The organism is Streptomyces actinomycinicus, from assembly GCF_016741775.1.
Lineage (GTDB): Bacteria > Actinomycetota > Actinomycetes > Streptomycetales > Streptomycetaceae > Streptomyces > Streptomyces actinomycinicus.
Genome location: NZ_JAERRK010000001.1, coordinates 120,442 through 141,856 on the forward strand (window position 1 = coordinate 120,442; position 21,415 = coordinate 141,856).

Here is a 21,415-nt window from a genome sequence, read left to right on the forward strand (position 1 = left end):
GTGGCGTCCCTGTGGCGTCACCCACCCGGAGAGGTCTCCCATGGCACCGCGCATCCTGCTGGCCCGGCACGGACAGACGGCGTGGTCGCTGTCCGGCAAGCACACCGGCAGGACCGACGTGCCGCTCCTGGAGGAGGGCCGGCGCGGGGCCAAGCTGCTCGGCGAGCGGCTGCAGCACACCGCGCCGGACGGGCTGGCGGGGGTGGAGGTGCGCACGAGTCCGCTGGCACGCGCGCGTGAGACGTGCGAACTCGCCGGGTTCGGGGCGCGTGCCGAGACCTGGGACACCCTGATGGAGTGGGACTACGGCGCGTACGAGGGCATGACGCCGGCCGAGATCCAGGCCGTGCGGCCGGGGTGGCTGATCTGGCGGGACGGCGTGCCGGAGGGCGAGACCATCGCCGACGTGACCGCGCGCGCGGACGAGGTGGTGGCGTGGGCGCGGTCCGCCGACCGCGATGTGCTGGTCTTCGCCCACGGGCACATCCTGCGGTCCATCGGGGCGCGGTGGCTGGGCCTGCCGCTGGACTTCGCGGCGCGGATACGGCTGAACCCGACGTCGCTGTCCGTGCTGGGGTGGGCCTACGGCGAACCGGCGATCGAGAGCTGGAACGACACAGGCCACTTGCCGGCCTGACCCCCCGCCCGCACCCCGTCAGGGCCGGTTGACCGCGCGACCACCCCGGCACGCCCGCGCAGGGCGACGCGCCCCGTCAGGGCCGCGGGGAACTGCGCGAGCGACCGGGCACGCACTCGGGGTGGCGCGCCCCGTCAGGGCCGCGGGGAACTGTGCGAGCGACCGGGCACGCACTCGGGGTGGCGCGCCCCGTCAGGGCCGCGGGGAACTGTGCGAGCGACCGGGCACGCACTCGGGGTGGCGCGCCCCGTCAGGGCCGCGGGGAACTGCGCGAGCAACCCGGCACGCACCCGCGGACCGCCGGCCACGGCGCACCCCACCTCGTACCCGGAACCAGGCACTCCCGGGATGTCCTACCCGCAACCACGGCAGTCGCACTCCCGGGATGTCGTCCCCGGAACCTGGCACTCCATGGACGTGGCGCCCGGGACTAGGCCCTCCCGGAACGTGGCACGGACGCGTGCCGGTCCAGGAACTCCGACACCCCCGAAGCCCGCCGGTGCGGCAGCAGCACCCGTGCCGTACCCGCCAGCATCGTCTGGATGCGGGAGGACTGGACCTGGTCCAGCAGGGCGAGGACGCGCAACCCCGCCTCCGCCGCCTCGTCGGGACGACCCTCACGGGCGAGGTCGTCGGCCAGTTCCGCCGTGTAGAGCGCGATGTTGCGGGTGAAGTGCGGATCCTGGAGACGCGCCGCCCGCCGCGCGTGCCGCGCCGCCCGCCGCCAGTCGCCCAGCGTGGACCAGCACTGCGCCTCGAGTCCCTCCAGCTCGGCCTCTCCGTAGAAGCTCATCCACTCGGGGTCGGCGTCCGCGTGGCCCCGCTCGAAGAAGGCCTGCGCGCGCGCCAGCGCCTGTTCGCAGCCGGTGCGGTCGGCGAGCCCCGCCCAGCCGCCCGCCTCGCGCAGCGCCAGCAGGGACATCAGCCGGGCGGAGCCTAGGGGCCGCGCGGCGCGTTGCGCGGCCTGCGCGGCCCGGACCGCCTCCCGGGGGCGCCCGGTGTCCCGGGCCAGGAACGCGGTGTTGCAGAAGGCGTGCGCCTCCAGCCCCGGGTCGCCGGTCATGCGGGCGGTGGCAAGCGCCTCCGCGTAGTGCGAGCGTGCGTCGTCGAAGCGGCCGGAGTCGTGGGCCAGCCAGCCGACGGAGATGGCGAGTTCACCCGCGCCCGAGTGCAGCCGGTCGGCGGTGGTCTGCCGGGTCGCACCGGCGTCCAGCAGCGCGTAGGCCGCACGCAGCGGTGCCGCCGCGCGCCGGTAGAGGCCGTCCGCGCCGTGCCGGTCGTCGAGCAGCCGGATGCGGCGGACGGCCTCCTCCAGGGCGGCCGCCTCGGAGGTTCCGGCCCGCCGCAGCGGCCGTTCCGCGGCCGTGGCGGCGGTGTTGAGTCCCAGCGGGGCCAGCGTGGCGGCGGCCACCGTGGCGCCTCCGCCGGTCATGAATGCGCGACGCAGCACGTCGCTCTCCTCGTGGTTCAGGGGGTCTTTCTCGTGGTGATCCCCTCTGTTCGAGCGTTGCCGTGAACGTGGGGGAGGTTCGTTCGGTTCGTGCGGGCCGGCCGGATCCTTCCTGTCATACGGTGCGGAGGCCGCCCGCGACTCACCGGGCGCCCCGCCCGGCTCCGCCCCGGCCGTGCGCGCCCCGGGCGCCGCCGTGGCTCCCGGCGCCGCCGGGCCCGTACGGGCCGCTCGTCCGCGGACGGACGAGCGGGGCGCGAAGCCCAGGTCGGTGAGCGTGCGGCCGGGGAACATGTGCAGGAACACCCGTTCGTATGCGTAGTTCGGGCAGCGGATCTCGCCCGCCTCGACCCGGCCGATGTAGCGCGCGTCACAGCTCACCCGCTCACCGATCTCGCGCGCGGCCCGCCGCACCAGCGCCGCGAACTCGGCCGGTGAGCGCCGGCCGCGCAGCTGCCGGAAGGCGAGGTTCGGCCGGGGTGGCCGTTCGGGCTGTGACGAGGTCGCGGTTGACGACGCCATGGCCGGGTCCTCTCGTGCGAACCGTCGAACCATGCCGGGACGGGGGCGTCCGGGGACGAGTTGTCCGTGTGGCGCCCTGATCCCGGCGGGCATGAACGTACCTGCTGTGAAGGACCCGCCACGCTGTGTTTGGCTACAAACCGGATATCTCATCCCTGATCTGCCATGAAGTGCCATCCTTTGCGGCGCACTTGTGCCGTAGCCGTTGACGCGCTCGCGCGTTGGACTCCATGGACCGCAACAGGGCTGTGTGGTGGAGGCCGGCATGGAGACCAGCCAGAGCAACGAACCTTGTACGTCGCCGTCGTCGCCCGCGCTCGCGGCATGCGACCCGGCATGCGACCTCGTGACGGTGCCGGCGCGGCAGGGGCTGGAGGCGGTCGACATCCTGCGGCGCGGCGCGCTGGACGCGGTGGGGCCCGTCCTGCACGACGACGGCTGCGACACCCTCGGCTTCCTGGTACCGGCCGGTACGGCGGCCGGCTGGGACGTGCCGGGCAGCACCTGCACCGAGACGAACGGGCACGGGCTGCGGCTGACCCCCGAGCCGCCGGTGGAGGGCTCCGACTGGCTGCTGCCGCCCGGCGACGCCGACCTCGCCACCGATCCGGCCGTGCTGCGCCGGGCCCTGGGGGAGGCGGCCCGGCTGATCGAGGCCGCCGACAGCTGCCGATGACGCACGCGCGGGGCCGCCGACGGCTACGGACGACGCACGCGTGCGATGCCGTCGGCAGTTGCCGATGACGCACGCGCGGGGGGCAGCTGCGAAAATGGACGGATGGGCAGATCCAGGGACCACCGGCGCAGGTCGGCCGCCGTCACGACCGTCGAGGAGCCGGTCGACGGCGGACTCGCGCAGCTCGTACCCGATCCGGACCGCGGCCGTGCCTGGACGCTGCTGATCGACGGGGCGCCCCAGTCGCACGTCGACCTGGACGATCCCGCGTACCTCTCGTTCGAGTACCAGCGCCGCCTCGGCCATGTCATCGATCTCGTCGCGCCGCCCGGCAGACCCGTACAGGTGCTGCACCTCGGCGGCGGTGCGTTCACCCTCGCCCGGTACGTCGCCGCGACGCGGCCCCGCTCCACCCAGCAGGTGGTGGAACGCGACGCGAGCCTGGTCCAGCTGATCCGCCGTGAGCTGCCGCTGGATCCGGGCGCCCGCATCCGGGTGCGTGCGACGGACGCCCGAGCCGGGCTGGCCAAGGTGCCGGAGGGCTGGGCCGACCTGGTCATCGCCGATGTCTTCAGCGGCGCCCGCACCCCTGCGCACCTCACCTCCACCGAGTTCCTGGACGAGGTCCGCCGTGCCCTGAAGCCTTCCGGTGTCTACGCGGCCAACCTCGCCGACGGGCCGCCGCTCGCACACCTGCGCGGCCAGATCGCCACCGCCGCGGCCCGGTTCGGGGAACTCGCGCTGCTCGCCGACCCGGCCGTGCTGCGCGGCAAGCGCTTCGGCAACGCGATCCTGGTCGCCTCCGACCTGCCGCTGCCGCTCGCCGAACTCACCCGCCGTGCCGCCTCCGACCCGCACCCCGCCCGGCTCGAACACGGCGGCAGGCTCACCGACTTCACCGGTGGCGCGGTGCCCGTGACGGACGATGCCGCGGTGGCCTCCCCGGCCCCGCCGCCCTCGGTGTTCCGCTAGGACCCCGCTCCCGTCTCCGGAACGGTCGCCACCAGGACCACGATCTGTCGGAATCGGTCTTTCCTGGTGCAACTCATGCCATTTCAGAAGGCATCCGCGTGTCGTTTTGTGCCTACTGCTGACCTGGTCTTCCACCACACCGGAAGGAAACGGTCATGAGCGCTGCTGTCCGACGGACGGCCTGCACCCTGGGCGCGGTCGCCGCGGTCCTCCTCGCCCTGGTCGCGTTCGGCTCGTTCGCCCCGTCCCAGGCCGATGCCGCGGCCGCCACCCCCGTCGTCAGGTCGAAGTACTTCACGACCGGCGCCACCACGATCTCCTGTCCGTCCGGCTGGTCGGCCACCGGCGGCGGCGTCGGCGTCGACCTGCAGAGCAGCATGTACGTCGCGCGCACCGAACCGGTCAAGAACTCCGCCGGCAGGCCGGTCGGCTGGAAGGGCGACGTCCGGCAGCGGGTCAACGGCCAAGCGGCCAGCGGCAGCATCTACGTCGTCTGCGTGCCCTGAGCCGGGAAGCACCGGCGGTCATGGGGGCCGCCGCCGGGCCGGCGGCCACGTGCCGCCGCCCGTTCAGTAGGTGCCGACCTCGACCCGCGGCGGCCCGTCGTGCCAGGTGCAGAACACCGAGACCCGGTCCGCGCCCCGGCTGAACTCCACCCGGATCCAGCTCTCCGTCTTCCACACCTGCATCGACCAGCCCGTGCCCGGCGTCGCCGAGACCAGGGTCGCGGCGGCCGGGCCCAGCTCGAACACCGCCCGGCCGCCGTCCGTGCCATAGGACTTGACCTGGCCGACCGGGGTGGCGGGCGCACTGGAGGAGGCGGTGGGCGTGCGGGCGGGGGTCCGGCCGGGCGTGGGCGTCGGCCGGGCGGACGGCGTGCGGGACGGGGCCGGGGACGAAACCGGCGGCCGGGACGCCGACTTCACGTCACGGTCCCGTGCCTCGGCCGCCGCGACCGGCAGGGCGCGCGGCGGGTCGTACGCCGTCCCCGCCATCACCGTGTGCACACCCCACCACGACAGCGTGACCGCCGCTCCCGTCGCGAGCAGCCACGCCAGTACGTGTACGAGTCCTCTGCGCATCGCGGCCCATACTGCCCCAGGGGAACGGCGGTGCGCACATGCTCCGAGTTGTCCACAGGCGCCCGCCCGGCATCGCCCGCATGGCGTACGGTGCGGCGCATGGCAAGTGTGCTCGTGGTCGAGGACGACCAGTTCGTACGCTCGGCGCTCATCCGGCACCTGACCGACGCCGGGCACACCGTGCGCAGCGTCGGCACGGCACTGGAGGCGCTGCGCGAGGTCGCCCATTTCCGCTTCGACCTGGTCATCCTGGACCTGGGGCTGCCCGACCTGGACGGCTCCGAGGCCCTGAAGATGCTGCGCGGCATCACCGACGTGCCGGTCATCATCGCCACCGCCCGGGACGACGAGACGGAGATCGTCCGGCTGCTGAACGCGGGGGCGGACGACTACCTCACCAAGCCGTTCTCCGTCGAACACCTCTCCGCCCGCATGGCCGCCGTCCTGCGCCGGTCCCGCTCGGGTGGCCAGGAGAGCGCACCCTCGTCGGTGCTCCGCGTCGGCGGACTCACCGTCGACCCGCTGCGCCGCCAGGCCGAACTCGACGGAGCCCGGCTCGACCTCACCCGCCGCGAGTTCGACCTGCTGGCCTTCCTGGCCGGCCGGCCCGGGGTCGTCGTACCGCGCAAGGAACTCCTCGCCGAGGTCTGGCAGCAGTCCTACGGCGACGACCAGACCATCGACGTCCACCTGTCCTGGCTGCGCCGGAAGCTGGGCGAGACGGCCGCCCGGCCGCGCTACCTGCACACGCTCCGCGGCGTCGGCGTGAAGCTGGAACCCCCGGCGGACGGGGAGGCGTCGCGATGAGGTGGGCTCTGGTCAAGGTCTGCCTGGCGGTCACCACGATGGTCGTGGTCGCCTTCGCCGTGCCGCTCGGACTGGTCGTCGAGGAGATGGCCCGGGACCGCGCCTTCTCCAACGCCGAGCGGGAGGCCGCCGCGGTCGCCCCCGCGCTGTCCATCACCACCGACCGGGACGAGCTGGAGCGGGTCGTGGCCTCGGCCGGCGCCGACTCCGGAATGGCCGTTCATCTGCCCGCGGACGGCACCCGGGCCGCGCTCGACCTCGGCCGGCAGCGCGCCGCCGACCGCGACGTCGGGATGGTCCGCAGACTCGGCCGCGCCTCCACCACCTCCGTGCCCGGCGGCTCCACCCTGCTCCAGCCGGTCGCACTCGGCACCGGCGCGATCGCGGTGGTCGAGGTGTACGTCCCCGAGTCCGCGATGACCAACGGCGTCGGCACGGCCTGGGCGGTGCTCGCGGGCGTCGGCCTCGCGCTGGTCGTCGGCTCGGTAGCGGTCGCCGACCGGCTCGGGGTACGCATGGTGCGGCCCGCCCAGCGGCTCGTCGCGGGCGCGCACGAACTGGGCGAGGGCAGACTGGGCGCCCGGGTGCGGGAGGAGGGCCCGACCGAACTCCGGCTGGCGGCGGTCGCGTTCAACTCCATGGCCGACCAGGTGGTGCAACTCCTCGCCAACGAACGGGAACTGGCGGCCGACCTCTCGCACCGGCTGCGCACCCCGCTCACGGTGCTCCGGCTGAACGCGGCGTCGCTGGGCGCCGGACCGGCCGCCGAGCAGACCCGCACCGCGGTCGCCCAGCTGGAGCGCGAGGTCGACACCATCATCCGCACGGCCCGGGAGGCCAAGCCGCAGACGGCCGCCGCCGGGCCCGGCGGCGGATGCGACGCGGCCGAAGTGGTCCGGGAGCGGATGGAGTTCTGGTCCGCGCTCGCCGAGGACGAGGGCCGCAAATGGCGGGTGGCCGGCGTCGACCGGCCGGTGCGCATACCCGTGGCCCGCGCCGACCTGGCCGCCGCGCTCGACGCCCTGCTCGGCAACGTCTTCCGGCACACCGCCGAGGGCACCGCCTTCGCGGTCGACGTGCACAACGGCGACGACGCGGTGATCGTGCTGGTCTCGGACGCGGGCCCCGGCATACCCGACCCCGAGGCGGCGATGGCCCGCGGCCGGGGTTCCGGGAATGCCGGATCGACCGGGCTCGGCCTGGACATCGTGCGCCGGCTCGCCGAGGCCACCGGTGGCGACGTCCGCATCGGCTCCTCGGTGCTGGGCGGCACCGAGGTGCGGATCTGGTTCCAGCTGGACGGGCGGAAGCCGGCGGGCCGGGGCCACCGCGGGGCGGTGCGCCGCCGCCGGCCGGGCAAATTGGTCTCGACCTTTAACCGACCCCGATCGCTTCCTTAAGCGCACCATAAGGACGTCAACGCCCGCCGGGAACAGGTCGTTTGTCCGAATCCGGCTCGCTAGCGTGCTGCCGCACCCCACAGGACCCGCACCCCTGTGGACCCCCAGTGAGCAGTGAAGGCAGGCAGGCGCATGAGCACGCACCGGCGCAGGATCAGTGGCAGGAACAAGGCGATAGGCGGCCTGGTGGCCGCGGCCGTGGCCGGCGGCGGCGCGGTCCTGCTCACCGGCACCGCGAACGCGGCCGGGGTGAACGCGGCGTACACCAGGACCAGCGACTGGTCGACGGGCTACACCGCGCAGTACGTCGTCACCAACAACAGCAGCCGCGCCGAGAAGAGCTGGACACTGGAGTTCGACCTTCCCGCGGGCGCCGGGCTCGGCTCACTGTGGAACGGCGAGTCGAAGGTCAGCGGCCGGCACGTCACGGTGCGGCCGGCCACCTGGGACACCGAGGGTCTGGCCCCCGGCAAGTCGGTGACCGTCGGCTTCGTGGTCAACGGCACCGGCGACCCGACAGGCTGCCGGATCGACGACGCGCGGTGTTCCGCCGACGGCGGCGCGACCCCCGAGCCGAGCGGCCGCCCCACCGGGACCCGGTCACCCGCCCCGACCGGCACGGCCGCACCCACCAGGACGGCCACCCCCACGCGGAGCGGCACCCCCACGCAGAGCACGCCCCCCGCGCAGAGCGCGACCCCGGTCCCCACGGGCGGCACCGGCAGCGGCACCACCGCCGCGGCCGGCTTCGCCCCCTACGTCGACACCTCCCTCTACCCGGCCTTCGACCTCCTCGGTGCCGCCGACGCGACGGGCGTGAAGAACTTCAACCTCGCCTTCCTCACCGACGGCGGCGGCTGCACCCCCAAATGGGGCGGTGTCACCGACCTCACCGGCGACGGCGTGGCCGCGCAGATCGGCGCCCTGCGCGCCAAGGGAGGCGACGTCCGGGTCTCCTTCGGCGGTGCCTCCGGCTCCGAGCTGGCCACCACCTGCTCCTCGGCGGACGCGCTGGCGGCGGCGTACGGCAAGGCGGTCGACGCCTTCAAGCTGACCAAGGTCGACTTCGACGTCGAGGGCGGCGCGCTGCCGAACGCGGCCGCCAACACCCGCCGGGCCAAGGCCATCGCCGAACTCCAGGCCCGCCACCCCGGCCTGGACGTCTCCTTCACTCTCCCGGTGATGCCCGAGGGCCTGACCCAGGACGGCGTGAACCTCCTGTCCGCCGCCAAGTCCAACGGCGTGAGGATCGACACCGTCAACATCATGGCGATGGACTACGGCGCCTCGTACAGCGGTGACATGGGCACCTACGCCGAGCAGGCCGCGACCGCCACCCAGGCGCAGGTCAAGAGTGTGCTGGGCCTGTCGGACGCCGCCGCCTGGAAGGCGGTCGCCGTCACCCCGATGATCGGCGTCAACGACGTATCCACCGAGGTGTTCAAGGTCGACGACGCCACCCAGCTGGTGAACTTCGCCAGGTCCAAGGGCCTCGGCGGGCTCTCCATGTGGTCCGCGACCCGTGACAAGAGCTGCGCCGGCGGCCCCAGGCCCACCGCCGACGCCACGTGCAGCTCGATCGCCCAGGACGCCTTCGCCTTCTCGAAGGCGTTCGGGGCGTACAAGTAGTCGCGCGAACTGCTGACGCGTGCATAACGGGCCCGGCGGATCACATTCGCCGGGCCTCGCCCCATTCACCCCTGCCGTCGCAACCGGCCGAATTCAGTGGCCGTGGCCGGAAATGCGCCGCTACGATTCCCGAGCCGTTGTGCGCCGGTAAGGAAATCGGGGGGAGCGCCATGGGCTCGATACGCACGCGTGTGACCGCACTGCTTCTTGCGGGGACATCGATATTCGCCCTGGCGGGTATGGGCGGCTGCGAGAAGCAGTCACCGTCCGCCTCCTTCACACCGGAATTCGTGCCGGTGACCTTCACGCTCGACGCCGACGGGAAGATCAGTGTCTCCGTGGGCAAGAACTTCGTGACGCCGATCGGAACGTTCAGCGTCGACACCGGTGTGGAGCACCAGTTCGAGATCAGTCCCAAGGGATATCTCACGGCCGTCATCCGGCACATCGACAAGAAACTCGGACTGGTCGAATCCGGTTATCTGGTCCACACCGATCACAAGGTGGAACCGGCACTCGACGGAATCACCCTGGCCCCGGCGCAGGGAATTGTCCGGGCCGACTTCACGCACCGGAAGTCCGGCGGAGAACTGAAGATCTCCGACACCCGGCAGAACACTCCGGTTCCCACCGCATCGGCGTCCTCCTGCCCGGGCTCGGGGAGCGTCCCGGTCACCCTCCCGGAGGTCTCGGCCGGCGACTCGGTCGCGGACACGGTGGCCGAACTGTCCGCCGCCTGCCTCACCGTCCAGTACGCCACCGAGCCGGCCGACCAGGCCGACGGCACGGTGACCCGCGTGGTGATCCCCACCGCGGCCGGGGGATCCGTCCAGCTGCCCCCGGCCGCCGACGGTGATCCGGGCCCGGGCGACAAGGTCACCGCGAGCGCCGAGCAGCCGGCCACCGTCTACGTATCCGGGCCCGCCGTCACGCCGAGCCCCTCACCGGCCGACGACTCGCCCTCGCCGGCCGGCTCCCCCTCGCCGGCCGGCTCCGGCCCCTCGCCCGTGGACTCGCCCGAGGTCACCCCGGACGCCCCGCCCAGCGGCACCACTCCCGTGCACGCCCACGCCGATGCGCCCGTGCGTTCGGCACCGGGCCGGTCGGCTGCGCAGGTCGGCAGCGTCGTGGCCGGCAACGACTACCCGGCGCTCTGCAGCGAGCAGGGCGAGGAGGTCACCGCCAACGGCGCGACCAGCAGCGTCTGGGTCCGACTGCACCTGAGTGCCGGCGGGACGGGCTGGGTCACGGCCACCGCGCTCGACGGCGCCCCCGAAACGCTCGTACCCACACCCTGCTGACCGGGCCCGCGCTAGACGGATCCCACGGCCGGCAGCAGCCCCGTCCGTGCCGCCTCCCCGTACCACCGCGCGCTCGACTTCGGCGTCCGTTCCAGCGAGCCGTAGTCCACGTACACCGCGCCGAACCGCTTGCCGTAGCCGTACGCCCACTCGAAGTTGTCCATCAGGGACCACAGGAAGTAGCCGCGGACGTCGGCGCCGTCAGCGATGGCACGGTGCACCGCGGAGAGATGGCCGTGCAGATAGGCGATGCGCTCCGGGTCGTGGACGCGGCCGTCGGGGTCGGGCTTGTCGTCGTAGGCCGCGCCGTTCTCCGTCACGTACAGCGGCAGTCCCGGGGCCTCGCGCGTGTAGCGCATGAGCAGGTCGTACAGGCCGGTCGGGTCGATCGTCCAGCCCATCTCCGTACGGTCGCCGGGTGTCTGGTGGAAGAGGACGTCGTCGGCGCCGGGCCAGGGGGAGTGTTCGCTGGCGCCGTGGCCGTCCGCCCGGGGGCCCCTGACCTCGCCGGGCGCGGCCGAGACCAGCGCCGGGGTGTAGTAGTTGAGGCCGAGCGCGTCCAGCGGGGCGTTGACGGTGCGCAGGTCGCCGTCGAGGACGTACGACCAGTCCGTCACCGAACGCGTCGCGTCCAGCAGGGACTCGGGGTACGACCCGTGCAGCATCGGACCGTGGAAGACGCCGTTGGCGAGGTCGTCGATGCGGCGCGCGGCCGCCAGATCGGCCGGGTCCTGGGAGAGCGGCCGCACCACGGAGGAGTTGAGGCTGACCGCGATCCGGTTGCGGGCCGGCATCGCCGCGCGCAGCGCCGAGGCGCCCAGCCCGTGCGCCAGGTTGAGGTGGTGGGCGGCGCGCAGGGCGGCCACCGGGTCGGTGCGGCCGGGCGCGTGCACCCCGGAGCCGTAGCCCAGGAAGGCGCTGCACCACGGCTCGTTGAGGGTGATCCACTGCTCCACCCGGTCGCCCAGGGCGTCCGCGACGAGCCGCGCGTAGTCGGCGAACCGGAGCGCGGTGTCCCGTTCCGGCCAGCCGCCCGCGTCCTCCAGCTCCTGCGGCAGGTCCCAGTGGTAGAGGGTGACGGCGGGCTGGATGCCGTGCGCGAGCAGCTCGTCCACCAGGCGGCGGTAGAAGTCCAGGCCCCGCTGCACCGCCGGCCCCCGGCCCGTCGGCTGCACCCGGGACCAGGAGACGGAGAACCGGTACGCGGTCAGGCCCAGCTCCGCCATCAGCGCGACGTCCTCGCGGTAGCGGTGGTAGTGGTCGACCGCGGTGTCCCCGGTCTCGCCGCCGGCCGTCCTGCCGGGCGTATGGCTGAAGGTGTCCCAGATCGAGGGGGTGCGGCCGTCCTCCTGCACCGCCCCCTCGATCTGGTAGGCCGAGGTCGCGGCGCCCCAGAGGAAGGCGGGCGGGAAGGTCACGGGCGACGGTACGGAGTCAGGCATGGAAGCGCTCCCATATGGGGTCGGAAGAGCCGGCGGATGACGGGGGTGAAGGGGGGCGGGGCGACGGCGCCCGGCCCGCGGTAGGGCCGGGAACGGCGCGCCCCTGCCCCGGAAAGGCCAGGGACGGCGTGCCCCCTGTCCCGGGAAAGGCGAGGGACGGCGTGCCCCTGGTCCGGAAGGGCCAGGGAGGGTGTGTCCCCGGCCCCGGAAGGGTCTGGCGGGTCAGCCCTTGATCGCGCCCTGCATGATCCCGCCCACGATCTGCTTGCCGAACAGCAGGAAGGCGACCAGCAGCGGCAGCGTGCCCAGCAGCGCACCCGCCATGATCACCGCCTGGTCGGGGACGTATCCGGTGCCGAGCGAGTTCAGGGCCACCTGCACGGTCGGGTTCTGCTGGTTCAGCGCGATGATCGGCCACAGGAAGTCGTTCCAGGCGAACACGAACGTCAGCAGGCCCAGTACCGCCATCGCCGGGCGTGCCGCCGGGAAGACCACGTGCCAGACGATCCGCAGGCTGCTCGCCCCGTCCACCCGGGCCGCCTCGATGAGTTCGGTGGGCAGCGCCTGGAGCAGGTACTGCCGCATGAAGAACGTGCCGAACGCGGTCACCAGGCTCGGCAGGACCACCGTCTGCAGCTGGTTCGACCAGCCCAGGTCCGACATCCACAGGTACAGCGGTACGACGGCGAGCTGCGGCGGGATCATCATCGTGCCGACGGTCAGCAGCAACAGCAGGCCGGAGAACCGGAACCGCAGCTTGGCGAAGGCGAAACCGGCCAGTGTGGAGAACAGGACCGTGCTCACCGTGATCGTGCCCGCCACGATCACCGAGTTGAACATCGCGGTGCCGAGCCCGGCCTGGTCCCAGGCCGCCCGGAGGTTCTCGAACAGGTTGCCGCCGAACCACAGCGGCGGCGGGGTCTGGGCCAGCCGGCGGTCGGTGCGGGAGGCCGCGATCGCCGTCCACACCAGCGGGGCCAGCGAGACCAGTGCGAAGACGGTCAGCACGACGTAGGTGAGCGGGCCCGCGTGCAGCTGCCGGCCCGCGCCCGTGCGGCCCCGGCGCCGCCGCTCCCGCGGCGCGGCACCCGGAATGGTCACTTCGGTCATTGGGACTTCCTCAGCCGTCGGGTGAGCAGCAGGTTGACCGCGGCGACGATCAGCAGGACCAGGAACATCGACCAGGCGATCGCGGACGCCTTCCCGAGGTTGCCGATGATCCAGCCCTGGTCGTACATGTACAGGCCGAGCGTCTGGAACTGGTGCTCGGAGCCGCCCTTGGAGCCGCTGACACCGCCGAACAGCAGCGGCTCGCCGAAGAGCTGGGTGGCGCCGATGGTGGAGACGACGACCGTGAACAGGATCGTCGGCCGCAGCTGCGGGACGGTGACGTGCCGGAACTGCTGCCAGCGGTTGGCTCCGTCGATCGCCGCCGACTCGTACAGATCGGCCGGGATCGCCTGCATGGCGGCCAGGTAGATCAGCGCGTTGTAGCCGGTCCACCGCCAGATCACGACGGACGACACCGCGAACTGCGAACCCCAGTCGGACTCACGCCAGTTGACGGGATCGACGCCGAAGAAGTGCAGGATCCAGTTGACCATGCCGCCGTCCCACGAGTACAGCAGCGTGAACACCAGCGTCGCCGCGGCCACGGAGGTGGCGTACGGGGTCAGCATCACGACCCGCCACACGGTCGAGCCGCGCAGCCGGTAGTTGAGCAGGTGGGCGAGACCGAGCGCCGCCAGCAGCTGCGGCACGGTCGAGATCACGCCGATGGTGAGGGTGTTCCCGAGGGCGTTCCAGAAGAAGTCCGAGGACCACAGGTTCTCGTAGTTGCCCAGGCCCGCCCAGGTCTGGTGGTCCAGAGCCGACAGCTGCACGTGGTGCAGCGAGTACCAGGCGGTGTACAGCAGCGGGACCAGGGTGAACGCCCCGAAGAGGACGAAGAAGGGGGCCACGAACGCGTACGGCGACGCCTTCATGTCCCAGCGGTACAGCCGGCTGCGCCAGGAGGCGGCGCCCGCCGGCCCTCCGCGACCACGAGCGCCCCGGGCCGCGCCCGGCGGGGTGCCGGGCGCGGCCTCGGCGCTCGACGCGGTGTGCGCGAGAGCCTGCTTGGAGACGCTCACTGGCCGAGCACGTCCTTGATCTCCTTGGACGCGGCGTCCCAGCCCTGCGCGGGGGACTTGCCCTTCTGCTCGACCTGGAGGATGCCGATGTCACTGATCGCGTTGTCGATCGGCTTGTCCTTGGGGCCGAGGGGCTGTGAGGGGATGGTCTTCGCCGAGTCGGAGAAGATCCGGGTGAGCGGGGCGCCCGAGAAGTACGCCGTGGTCTCGGGCTGCGGCTTCAGGCTCGGGTACACCGACGGGGTCGACGGGAAGCTGGCCTGCTTGGCGAAGACCTTCGCCTGCTGCTCGGGTGCGGTCAGCCACTTCGCCAGCGCGACGGCCTCCTTCTGGTGCCTGCTCGCGGTCGGCACGCCGAGGAAGGAGCCGCCCCAGTTGGACGCCGCCGGTGCCGCGGCCACGTCCCACTTGCCCTTGCCGGAGTCGCCGGACTTCTGCTCGATGTAGCCGATCATCCAGGCCGGACAGGCGACGGAGGCGAAGGTGCCGTTGGCGAAGCCCTGGTCCCACGTCGGGTCGAACTGCTTCAGCTTCGCCGACATGTCGCTCGTGGCGACGGTCATGGCGGTGTCCCACGCCTTCTTCACGCCCGCGGACTTGTCCCAGACGACGTTGCCGTCCTTGTCGTAGTACCGCTCGCTCGCGCCGCCGACCGCCGCGTTGTAGACGGAGGCGGCCGAGTCCACGAACTTGGTGCCCGCGGGTGCCTTCTTCATGTACTGCTTGCCCACCTCGACGTACTTGCTCCAGTCGCCCTTCCACATCTCGGCGAGCTTGGTGCGGTCGGTCGGCAGTCCGGCCTTCTGGAAGAGGTCCTTGCGGTAGCAGACGGCCATCGGCCCGGTGTCGGTGCCGAGCCCGATGAGCTTGCCGTCCGCGGTGGTGGCCTGGGCGTTCTTCCAGTCCAGCCACTGGGACTTGTCGACCTCCTTGCCGAGGTCCGTGAACTTGGCGGCCTGGGTCTGCACGGCCTCGGTGATGTTGCCGATCTCTATGGCCTCGATGTCGTCCGTGCCGGAGCCGGCCTGCAGGCGGGTGAGCACCTTCGGCCAGTAGACATCGGTACGGGTGGTGACGTTCTCCTTGATGCTGATGTCCTTGTGGAGCTTCATGTACTCGTCGTAGAGGCCGGCCTGCTTGTAGCCGAAGACGCCGAAGGTGCCGATGGTCAGCGTGATCCTGCCACTGCCGTTGCCGCCGTCCGAGTGGTCCGACGAGCCGTCGTCCGAGTCCTCGGCGCAGCCGGCCAGCAGCCCCGTGGTCAGGGCGGCGACGGCCGCGAGGGCCATCAGCCGATGGGACCGGCGGATGCTCGTGCGCATTGCGTCCTCCTGTTGCCTGACGTGCCGACCCCCCGGCCGACTACATGGAAATCGGGCCCGTTCGTACTCGCTGCGGCTCGGGCGGGGAACGTGCGGGATGTGTAGGTGTCAGGTAGCGTGGGAGCGCTCCCACAAGTGATGTGTTGAAGAGTCGTCGGTTCCCGTCGGGGTGTCAAGAGAGCGGACGGGGCCAACCGCCTTCAGTTATCGGGACGTTAACCGGCACTCCGCCCGGACGGCCCGGCCCGTGCCGGCCGCCCGTCACGCGGGGCGGGCAGGAGCGTCCCCGGGGCCCCGGCCGCGGGCCCGCGGCGCGGGTCGGGCCCGGCCGACGGCACTGTTAGATTCCAGCCGGAACAGGACGACGGCGAGAAAGGCGGAGCCCATGGCAAGCCACGGAGGGCGGGGCCGGAGCGGGGGACGGCCCACGCTCGAAGAGGTCGCCGCCCGGGCCGGGGTCGGGCGGGGCACGGTCTCCCGGGTGATCAACGGCTCGCCCCGGGTCAGTGACGCCACCCGCGCCGCGGTCGAGGCGGCCGTCGCCGAACTCGGTTACGTCCCGAACACCGCGGCCCGCGCGCTCGCGGCCAACCGCACCGACGCCATCGCCCTGGTCGTCCCCGAGCCGGAGACCCGGTTCTTCGCCGAACCCTACTTCTCGGACATGCTGCGCGGTGTCGGTGCCGAACTCTCCGACACCGAGATGCAGTTGCTGCTCATCTTCGCCGGCAGCGACCGTGAACGGCAGCGCCTGGCGCAGTACCTGGCGGCCCACCGGGTCGACGGCGTCCTGCTGGTCTCGGTGCACGCCGACGATCCCCTGCCCGATCTCCTGGGCCAGCTGGAGATCCCGGCCGTGATCAGCGGCCCGCGCTCGGCGGCCGAGTCGCTCACCTCGGTGGACTCGGACAACTACGGCGGGGCCCGCTCGGCGGTGGAGCACCTGCTGGCCGGGGGCCGCCGCCGGGTCGCGCACATCACCGGCCGTCTGGACGTCTACGGCGCCCAGCGCCGCGTCGACGGCTACCGCGACGCGCTGCGCGACGCGGGCCGTACGGCGGACGAACTCCTGGTCGAGCCGGGGGACTTCACGGAGGAGGGCGGCCGGCGCGCGATGACGGCCCTGCTCGCCCGGCACCCGGACCTGGACGCGGTCTTCGCCGGCTCGGACGTGATGGCGGCGGGCGCCCGGCAGGTGCTCCGCGAGGCGGGCCGCCGTATCCCGGACGACGTGGCCCTGGTCGGCTACGACGACTCGGCCATCGCCCGCCACATGGACCCGCCCCTCACCAGCGTCCGCCAGCCCATCGAGGAGATGGGCCGCGCCATGATCGACCTGCTCCTCACGGAGATCGCCGACCGCCGCCCGGCCGTCTCCCGAGGCCTGGACCGGCGCCGGGCGGTCCTGCCGACCGAGCTGGTGGTGCGGGCGTCGTCGTGACCGGGCCGCCGGCGCCGGGCGGTACCGCCGCCGGGCGCCGGGGCGGGGGCGGAACGGCGGCCTCCGGGTCGGGGGACGAACAGCGGCCTCCGGGGCGGGGGCCGTGCCGGCGAGGGGGCGGGCCTCCGCTGAACGCCGCGGTCTGCTCGCGCTGCTGGAGGAGGTGCCGCTGCGCGGTGGGCCGGCGCGGACACAAAAGAATCAGCCGGTGACCCGTCTTTCGACGGAGTCACCGGCTGATCACTCAGGGTGAGTGACGGGACTTGAACCCGCGACTTCCTGGACCACAACCAGGTGCTCTACCAGCTGAGCTACACCCACCATGACCGGCGGTCGAACTTGTCGTTTCCCCGACCGGCCGAGAAGAAGTCTACAGGGTCCGAAGGGGTGCTCGCGCACACCTTTTCGCGCGGGCCGCCGAGCGGACCCTGGCGGGCTACTGCGCGGGCAGGACGTGCTTCGCCGCGATCGCCTTCGCGGTGTCGGAGTCCGGGCCGGGCTGCGGGACGAAGACGGCCTCGCGGTAGTAGCGCAGCTCGGCGATCGACTCGCGGATGTCGGCGAGGGCCCGGTGGTTGCCGTTCTTCTCGGGGCTGTTGAAGTACGCCCGCGGGTACCAGCGGCGGGCCAGCTCCTTGATCGAGGACACGTCGACGATCCGGTAGTGGAGGTAGTCCTCAAGCGTCGGCATGTCGCGCAGCAGGAAGCCGCGGTCGGTGCCGACGGAGTTGCCGCACAGCGGGGCCTTGCCGGGCTCCTTGACGTGCTCGCGGACATAGGCGAGTACCTGCTCCTCGGCCTCCGCCAGCGTCGTGCCGTTCTCCAGCTCGGCGAGCAGCCCGGACGCGGTGTGCATCTGACGCACCACCTCCGGCATCGTCTCCAGTGCCCGGGCAGGCGGCCGGATGACGATGTCCACCCCCTCGCCGAGTACGTTCAGCTCGGAGTCGGTGACGAGGGCGGCCACCTCGATGAGCGCGTCGTCGGACAGCGAGAGGCCGGTCATCTCGCAGTCGATCCACACCATGCGATCGTTCATGCGACCACCCTAAAGCGGACCTGTGCTTTTGTGGTCCCCCTGTGCCGGTGCCGGGGTCTGCCGGCCCCACGGGAAAGAGGTGGGCGAGCCGGTGCTCGCCCACCTCTTGCGGTGACCTCAGTTGCCGCTGCGCGGCCCCGGCAGCAGGCCCACCGCGCCGGCCGCCGTACGACGGCTCTGCATCGGCACCCCGCTGTCCGGGTGCAGCACGGGCACGTGGCCCATCGGCCCGGGCCCGCCCGCCAGACCCGGCGGTGGGCCCGGCTGGCCGGGTTGCGGCATCGCCGCCTCCGGCTCACCCGGCTTGTCGCCCTGCGGCCTGCGGGCCCGGTAGGCGGCGCGGTAGGCGGCGGGGGACGAGCCGAGCTGGCGGCGGAAGTGCCCGCGCAGCGCGACCGGTGAGCGGAAGCCGCAGCGGCCCGCCACCTCGTCCACCGAGTAGTCCGACGTCTCCAGCAGCCGCTGCGCCTGGAGCACCCGCTGTGTGATGAGCCACTGCAGCGGAGCGCTTCCGGTGAGCGAGCGGAACCGGCGGTCGAACGTGCGGCGGCTCATATAGGCGCGTGCCGCCAGTGTCTCCACGTCGAACTGCTCGTGGAGGTGTTCCAGCGCCCAGGCGACGACCTCGGCCAGCGGGTCGGCGCCGATCTCCTCCGGTAAAGACCGGTCCAGGTAGCGTTCCTGCCCGCCCGACCGGCGTGGCGGGACCACCAGGCGGCGGGCCAGCGCGCCGGCCGCCTCGTTGCCGTGGTCCGTCCGCACGATGTGGAGGCAGAGGTCGATCCCGGCCGCCGTGCCCGCCGACGTCAGCACATCGCCGTCGTCGACGAACAGCTCCCGTGGATCGACGTGCACCGACGGATAGCGCTTGGCCAGCGTCGGCGCGTACATCCAGTGGGTGGTCGCCGGGCGTCCGTCCAGCAGTCCGGCCGCGGCGAGCACGAAGGCGCCCGTGCACAGCCCGACGATGCGGGCGCCTTCCTCGTGTGCCCGGCGCAGCGCGTCCAGCGCCTCCTCCGGCGGCGGCGAGGTGATCGAACGCCAGGCCGGTACGACGACCGTCCCGGCGCGTGAGATCGCCTCCAGCCCATGCGGTGCGGTGAGTTCCAGGCCCCCTGTGGTCCGCAGCGGGCCTTCCTCGCCGGCACACACCAGAAGGCGGTAGCGCGGCACGCCGGCGTCCTGGCGGTCAATCCCGAACACCGACAGCGGAATGGAACTCTCGAAGATGGGGCCGCCGCTGAACAGCAGCACCGCGACGATCTCCTTGCGGCGTCGTCCGGAGAGTTTCCGGACGCCGGCATCCTGCGTGGCAGTGGAGTCGTGGCTCATACTGCTAAGCCCCCCTCGGTGGTCGCGGCTCCTCGGTTGTGTCGCTCCTGCACGTTTCCCCTCGGTCCTGCACGAGTCCCCCGCCGTAAAGACAGTCAAGATCGAATTTACTGGCTCCCGCGATCGCACGGTGGCCAGTTCCCCACGCGGCACATTGTCGACATGACAACTTGGCGTGAAGCATTCGATCACGAAGCGTTGCACTCGTGAGCCGTGCAGGGAAGTGCGCCTTGTCGCAGTGGCCAAACCGCGTAGGGTGCGCAGCGGCCCGTAGACCCTTTCCGTGCAGGTGGAACGGGGGTTGGGGGGTGGTTCGGACCCCTCCTGGCCGATATCCAGAAGTTGGCTGAAAACCAGCGTTCAGAGGTGCGGAAACCGGTCAGTCGACCGGTGTCTGCCCCCGGGTGTGACGTCCGCCTCTTTGCGTGGCGCAACGCTCGCCCCCCGCTCGGAGCGGCGCAGCAGCACCCGGCAGGCCGCCGTGACGGCGGCGAGGCCCAGCGCCGCGCCCGCGGCGCCGGCCAGCGAGGTGCCGTACCAGACGAGGACCACCGGCACGAGGACGCAGCTGAAGGCGGCCCAGCGGATCACATCGCTCACGGTGTCCGGCGTGGGGTGCGGGTCGCGAGGGGATCGGGGTCCGGGCATCTCGTACTCCCTGTGGCGGCGGTTCACCGGGGTTCAACGTCCGTCCCACCGGTCGGTCACCGGCCGCGCATCTGTGAATCCCGCGCAAACCGCCTGTACGGGGCAGCAACCATTGCGTTACGGGCGCGGCTCGTGCATGCTCCGGTGAACCCCTACGGACACCGGGGGACCGCTTACGGAGCGTGCGCGGGATCTGGGCTCAGGAGGCGTGCCGCCGTACCCTTGGGGGTATGGGGTTGGGAAGATGTTTCCCGGACACAGCTCCGCCGCACGCTTTTGACGCACACTGTCGTCCCGCCCATAAAGGATCACAACGCCGAGACAGTCATGGCCGGTCACGAATTCTTCGAACCCGCGGACCGCAAGCGGCCGGTCGCCGATCCCACGGCGGCCGACCCCCTGGCGGCGGCAGAGTCGCGCCCGTCCTGCGACCCCGCCTTCCGGCACGGAGTCGTCGTCGGTTTCGACGGCTCCACCTCCAGTGAGCGCGCCCTCGCCTACGCGATCGGCATGGCCCACCGCTCCGGCTCCGGCCTGATCATCGTCCATGTCGCCAACCGGCTCCCCACCACCGTGTGGGCCGGCTGCGAGCCGCCCGTCTTCGTCGACGTGCCCGACCACCGCACCGAGGTGCTGGGCCTCGAGCTGGCCTGTGCGGACTATCTGGCCGAGGTGCCCTGGATCCTGGTCGAGCGGGGCGGTGACATCTGCCACGAACTCGAAGAGGTGGGGCGGGAGTACGAGGCCGACGCGATCGTCGTGGGCTCCACGCACGGCATCGTCGGCAGGATCTTCGGCTCCGTCGCCGGGCGGCTCGCCAAGCGGGCGAAGCGGCCCGTGATCGTCATCCCCTAGGCACCTCACGCCTCGTCAAGTCCCTTTGTGCACCCTTGAACTACTCGCGCGTACTAGGTGTTTGTGCTCTTGTGAAGGGCATATACCGGTCACCGCACAACTGCACATGCATGAAGGGAGCCCGCCGTGGACAACGACGTCTCTGCGGGAAGCGTGAGCACTACCGTGGTCGGCCGACTCGCCCTCGGGATAACCCTGTTGGCATTCGGGCTCGGTCTGACCGGCGTGATCGACGGCGTGGGGGCCTCCGACGCCGTGACCGTGGCCCACTACGTGGGCGGGGTCGCCCTCTTCCTCGTCGGCCTGCTGGCCCTGCGTGAGTCCGGCGCCTCCGGCGCGGGCTTCGTCGCTCTCGGTGCCCTCTGGTTCACCTGGGCCGTGTCGGCCCACGGCTCGGCGAACGCGGCCGGGCTCTTCCTGCTCCTGTTCGCCCTGGTGGCGCTCACCCTGACCCTCGCGGGCGGGGACACCCTCGGACAGCTGATGTACGCGCTGCTGTTCCTGGCGATGGTGGTGCTGGCCGTAGCGGCCTTCGCCGACAGTTCCGCCCTCACGAAGGTCGGCGGCTGGGTGGCCGTCGTCTCCGGTGCGGTGGGCTGGTACGCGGCAACGGCGGCGGTGGCTCACTGGCCGACAGCCCTTCCCGGGCGTGCCGCCGGCCGGGGGGTGACGGCCGCCGGCTGACAACGCGGCACGGAAAGGACCCCCACGTGTCAGGTGGCACACGT

At 72.3% G+C, this 21,415-nt stretch carries 20 protein-coding genes and 1 tRNA gene; 11 read left to right on the plus strand and 10 right to left on the minus strand.

Annotated elements, in window-relative coordinates:
* The first annotated feature begins 40 nt into the window (after positions 1-40).
* Positions 41-637, plus strand: a complete 597-nt coding sequence (locus JK359_RS00605; RefSeq protein ID WP_201830469.1) for a histidine phosphatase family protein — start codon at positions 41-43, stop codon at positions 635-637.
* A 430-nt stretch (positions 638-1,067) separates the two neighbouring features.
* On the opposite strand, the gene JK359_RS00610 is transcribed toward JK359_RS00605, so the two are convergent.
* Positions 1,068-2,609 carry an NsdA family TPR-like regulatory protein gene (locus JK359_RS00610; RefSeq protein WP_201830471.1) on the minus strand — a complete coding sequence of 514 codons (1,542 nt, stop codon included), beginning with the start codon at positions 2,607-2,609 and terminating at the stop codon, positions 1,068-1,070.
* Between the two features lie 265 nt (positions 2,610-2,874).
* Here JK359_RS00610 and JK359_RS00615 point away from each other — a divergent pair, with 265 nt between their 5' ends.
* The 3 genes from JK359_RS00615 to JK359_RS00625 all read left to right on the plus strand — a co-directional run bounded on the left by JK359_RS00615 (position 2,875) and on the right by JK359_RS00625 (position 4,763).
* Positions 2,875-3,285, plus strand: coding sequence for a hypothetical protein (locus JK359_RS00615; RefSeq protein ID WP_201830473.1), 411 nt, complete (start codon positions 2,875-2,877; stop codon positions 3,283-3,285).
* Positions 3,286-3,387: 102 nt separating this feature from the next.
* Positions 3,388-4,257: a spermidine synthase gene (locus JK359_RS00620; protein WP_201830475.1), complete on the plus strand. Its 870-nt coding sequence runs from the start codon at positions 3,388-3,390 to the stop codon at positions 4,255-4,257.
* 155 nt (positions 4,258-4,412) lie between these two features.
* Positions 4,413-4,763, plus strand: a complete 351-nt coding sequence (locus JK359_RS00625) for a hypothetical protein (protein ID WP_201830477.1) — start codon at positions 4,413-4,415, stop codon at positions 4,761-4,763.
* A gap of 63 nt (positions 4,764-4,826) precedes the next feature.
* On the opposite strand, the gene JK359_RS00630 is transcribed toward JK359_RS00625, so the two are convergent.
* Positions 4,827-5,339, minus strand: a complete 513-nt coding sequence (locus JK359_RS00630; protein WP_201830479.1) for a hypothetical protein — start codon at positions 5,337-5,339, stop codon at positions 4,827-4,829.
* Positions 5,340-5,438: 99 nt separating this feature from the next.
* On the opposite strand from JK359_RS00630, the gene JK359_RS00635 reads away from it, so the two are divergent.
* The 4 genes from JK359_RS00635 to JK359_RS00650 all read left to right on the plus strand — a co-directional run bounded on the left by JK359_RS00635 (position 5,439) and on the right by JK359_RS00650 (position 10,476).
* Positions 5,439-6,146, plus strand: a complete 708-nt coding sequence (locus JK359_RS00635; RefSeq protein ID WP_201830480.1) for a response regulator transcription factor — start codon at positions 5,439-5,441, stop codon at positions 6,144-6,146.
* Positions 6,143-7,546: a sensor histidine kinase gene (locus JK359_RS00640; RefSeq protein ID WP_201830481.1), complete on the plus strand. Its 1,404-nt coding sequence runs from the start codon at positions 6,143-6,145 to the stop codon at positions 7,544-7,546. The genes JK359_RS00635 and JK359_RS00640 overlap by 4 nt, the downstream gene beginning before the upstream one ends.
* Before the next feature lie 132 nt (positions 7,547-7,678).
* Entirely contained in the window at positions 7,679-9,175 is a 1,497-nt protein-coding gene (locus tag JK359_RS00645; RefSeq protein WP_201830483.1) for a glycoside hydrolase family 18 protein, read from the plus strand.
* Positions 9,176-9,345: 170 nt separating this feature from the next.
* Positions 9,346-10,476 (plus strand): SH3 domain-containing protein, encoded by a 1,131-nt coding sequence (locus JK359_RS00650; protein WP_201830484.1) that lies wholly within the window; start codon positions 9,346-9,348, stop codon positions 10,474-10,476.
* A gap of 11 nt (positions 10,477-10,487) precedes the next feature.
* On the opposite strand, the gene JK359_RS00655 is transcribed toward JK359_RS00650, so the two are convergent.
* From JK359_RS00655 to JK359_RS00670, 4 genes are all read right to left on the minus strand, one after another.
* Complete coding sequence (locus tag JK359_RS00655; protein WP_201830486.1) at positions 10,488-11,918, minus strand: GH1 family beta-glucosidase; 1,431 nt, start codon at positions 11,916-11,918, stop codon at positions 10,488-10,490.
* A 222-nt stretch (positions 11,919-12,140) separates the two neighbouring features.
* The gene (locus JK359_RS00660) at positions 12,141-13,028 is read right to left on the minus strand and encodes a carbohydrate ABC transporter permease (RefSeq protein ID WP_201830488.1); all 888 of its coding nucleotides are present in this window, start codon (positions 13,026-13,028) and stop codon (positions 12,141-12,143) included.
* Positions 13,025-14,050 carry a carbohydrate ABC transporter permease gene (locus tag JK359_RS00665; RefSeq protein ID WP_201830490.1) on the minus strand — a complete coding sequence of 342 codons (1,026 nt, stop codon included), beginning with the start codon at positions 14,048-14,050 and terminating at the stop codon, positions 13,025-13,027. Before JK359_RS00665 ends, JK359_RS00660 begins: the two co-directional genes overlap by 4 nt.
* Positions 14,047-15,372 carry an ABC transporter substrate-binding protein gene (locus JK359_RS00670; protein WP_201830492.1) on the minus strand — a complete coding sequence of 442 codons (1,326 nt, stop codon included), beginning with the start codon at positions 15,370-15,372 and terminating at the stop codon, positions 14,047-14,049. Before JK359_RS00670 ends, JK359_RS00665 begins: the two co-directional genes overlap by 4 nt.
* 385 nt (positions 15,373-15,757) lie before the next feature.
* Between JK359_RS00670 and JK359_RS00675 the strand changes: the two genes are divergently transcribed.
* A complete protein-coding gene (locus tag JK359_RS00675) occupies positions 15,758-16,813 on the plus strand; it encodes a LacI family DNA-binding transcriptional regulator (RefSeq protein ID WP_201830494.1) in 1,056 nt (351 codons plus the stop codon).
* 248 nt (positions 16,814-17,061) lie between these two features.
* Here JK359_RS00675 and JK359_RS00680 read toward each other — a convergent pair.
* From JK359_RS00680 to JK359_RS00695, 4 genes are all read right to left on the minus strand, one after another.
* A tRNA-His gene (locus tag JK359_RS00680) sits at positions 17,062-17,134 on the minus strand.
* 115 nt (positions 17,135-17,249) lie between these two features.
* Complete coding sequence (orn, locus tag JK359_RS00685; protein WP_201830495.1) at positions 17,250-17,852, minus strand: oligoribonuclease; 603 nt, start codon at positions 17,850-17,852, stop codon at positions 17,250-17,252.
* Positions 17,853-17,969: 117 nt separating this feature from the next.
* A complete protein-coding gene (locus JK359_RS00690; RefSeq protein WP_201830497.1) occupies positions 17,970-19,184 on the minus strand; it encodes a helix-turn-helix domain-containing protein in 1,215 nt (404 codons plus the stop codon).
* A 360-nt stretch (positions 19,185-19,544) separates the two neighbouring features.
* Positions 19,545-19,832 carry a hypothetical protein gene (locus tag JK359_RS00695; RefSeq protein ID WP_236677108.1) on the minus strand — a complete coding sequence of 96 codons (288 nt, stop codon included), beginning with the start codon at positions 19,830-19,832 and terminating at the stop codon, positions 19,545-19,547.
* A gap of 327 nt (positions 19,833-20,159) precedes the next feature.
* Here JK359_RS00695 and JK359_RS00700 point away from each other — a divergent pair, with 327 nt between their 5' ends.
* Positions 20,160-20,687 carry a universal stress protein gene (locus tag JK359_RS00700; protein ID WP_201830499.1) on the plus strand — a complete coding sequence of 176 codons (528 nt, stop codon included), beginning with the start codon at positions 20,160-20,162 and terminating at the stop codon, positions 20,685-20,687.
* Positions 20,688-20,813: 126 nt separating this feature from the next.
* Complete coding sequence (locus JK359_RS00705) at positions 20,814-21,371, plus strand: acetate uptake transporter family protein (RefSeq protein WP_201830500.1); 558 nt, start codon at positions 20,814-20,816, stop codon at positions 21,369-21,371.
* The last annotated feature ends 44 nt before the right edge of the window (positions 21,372-21,415 follow it).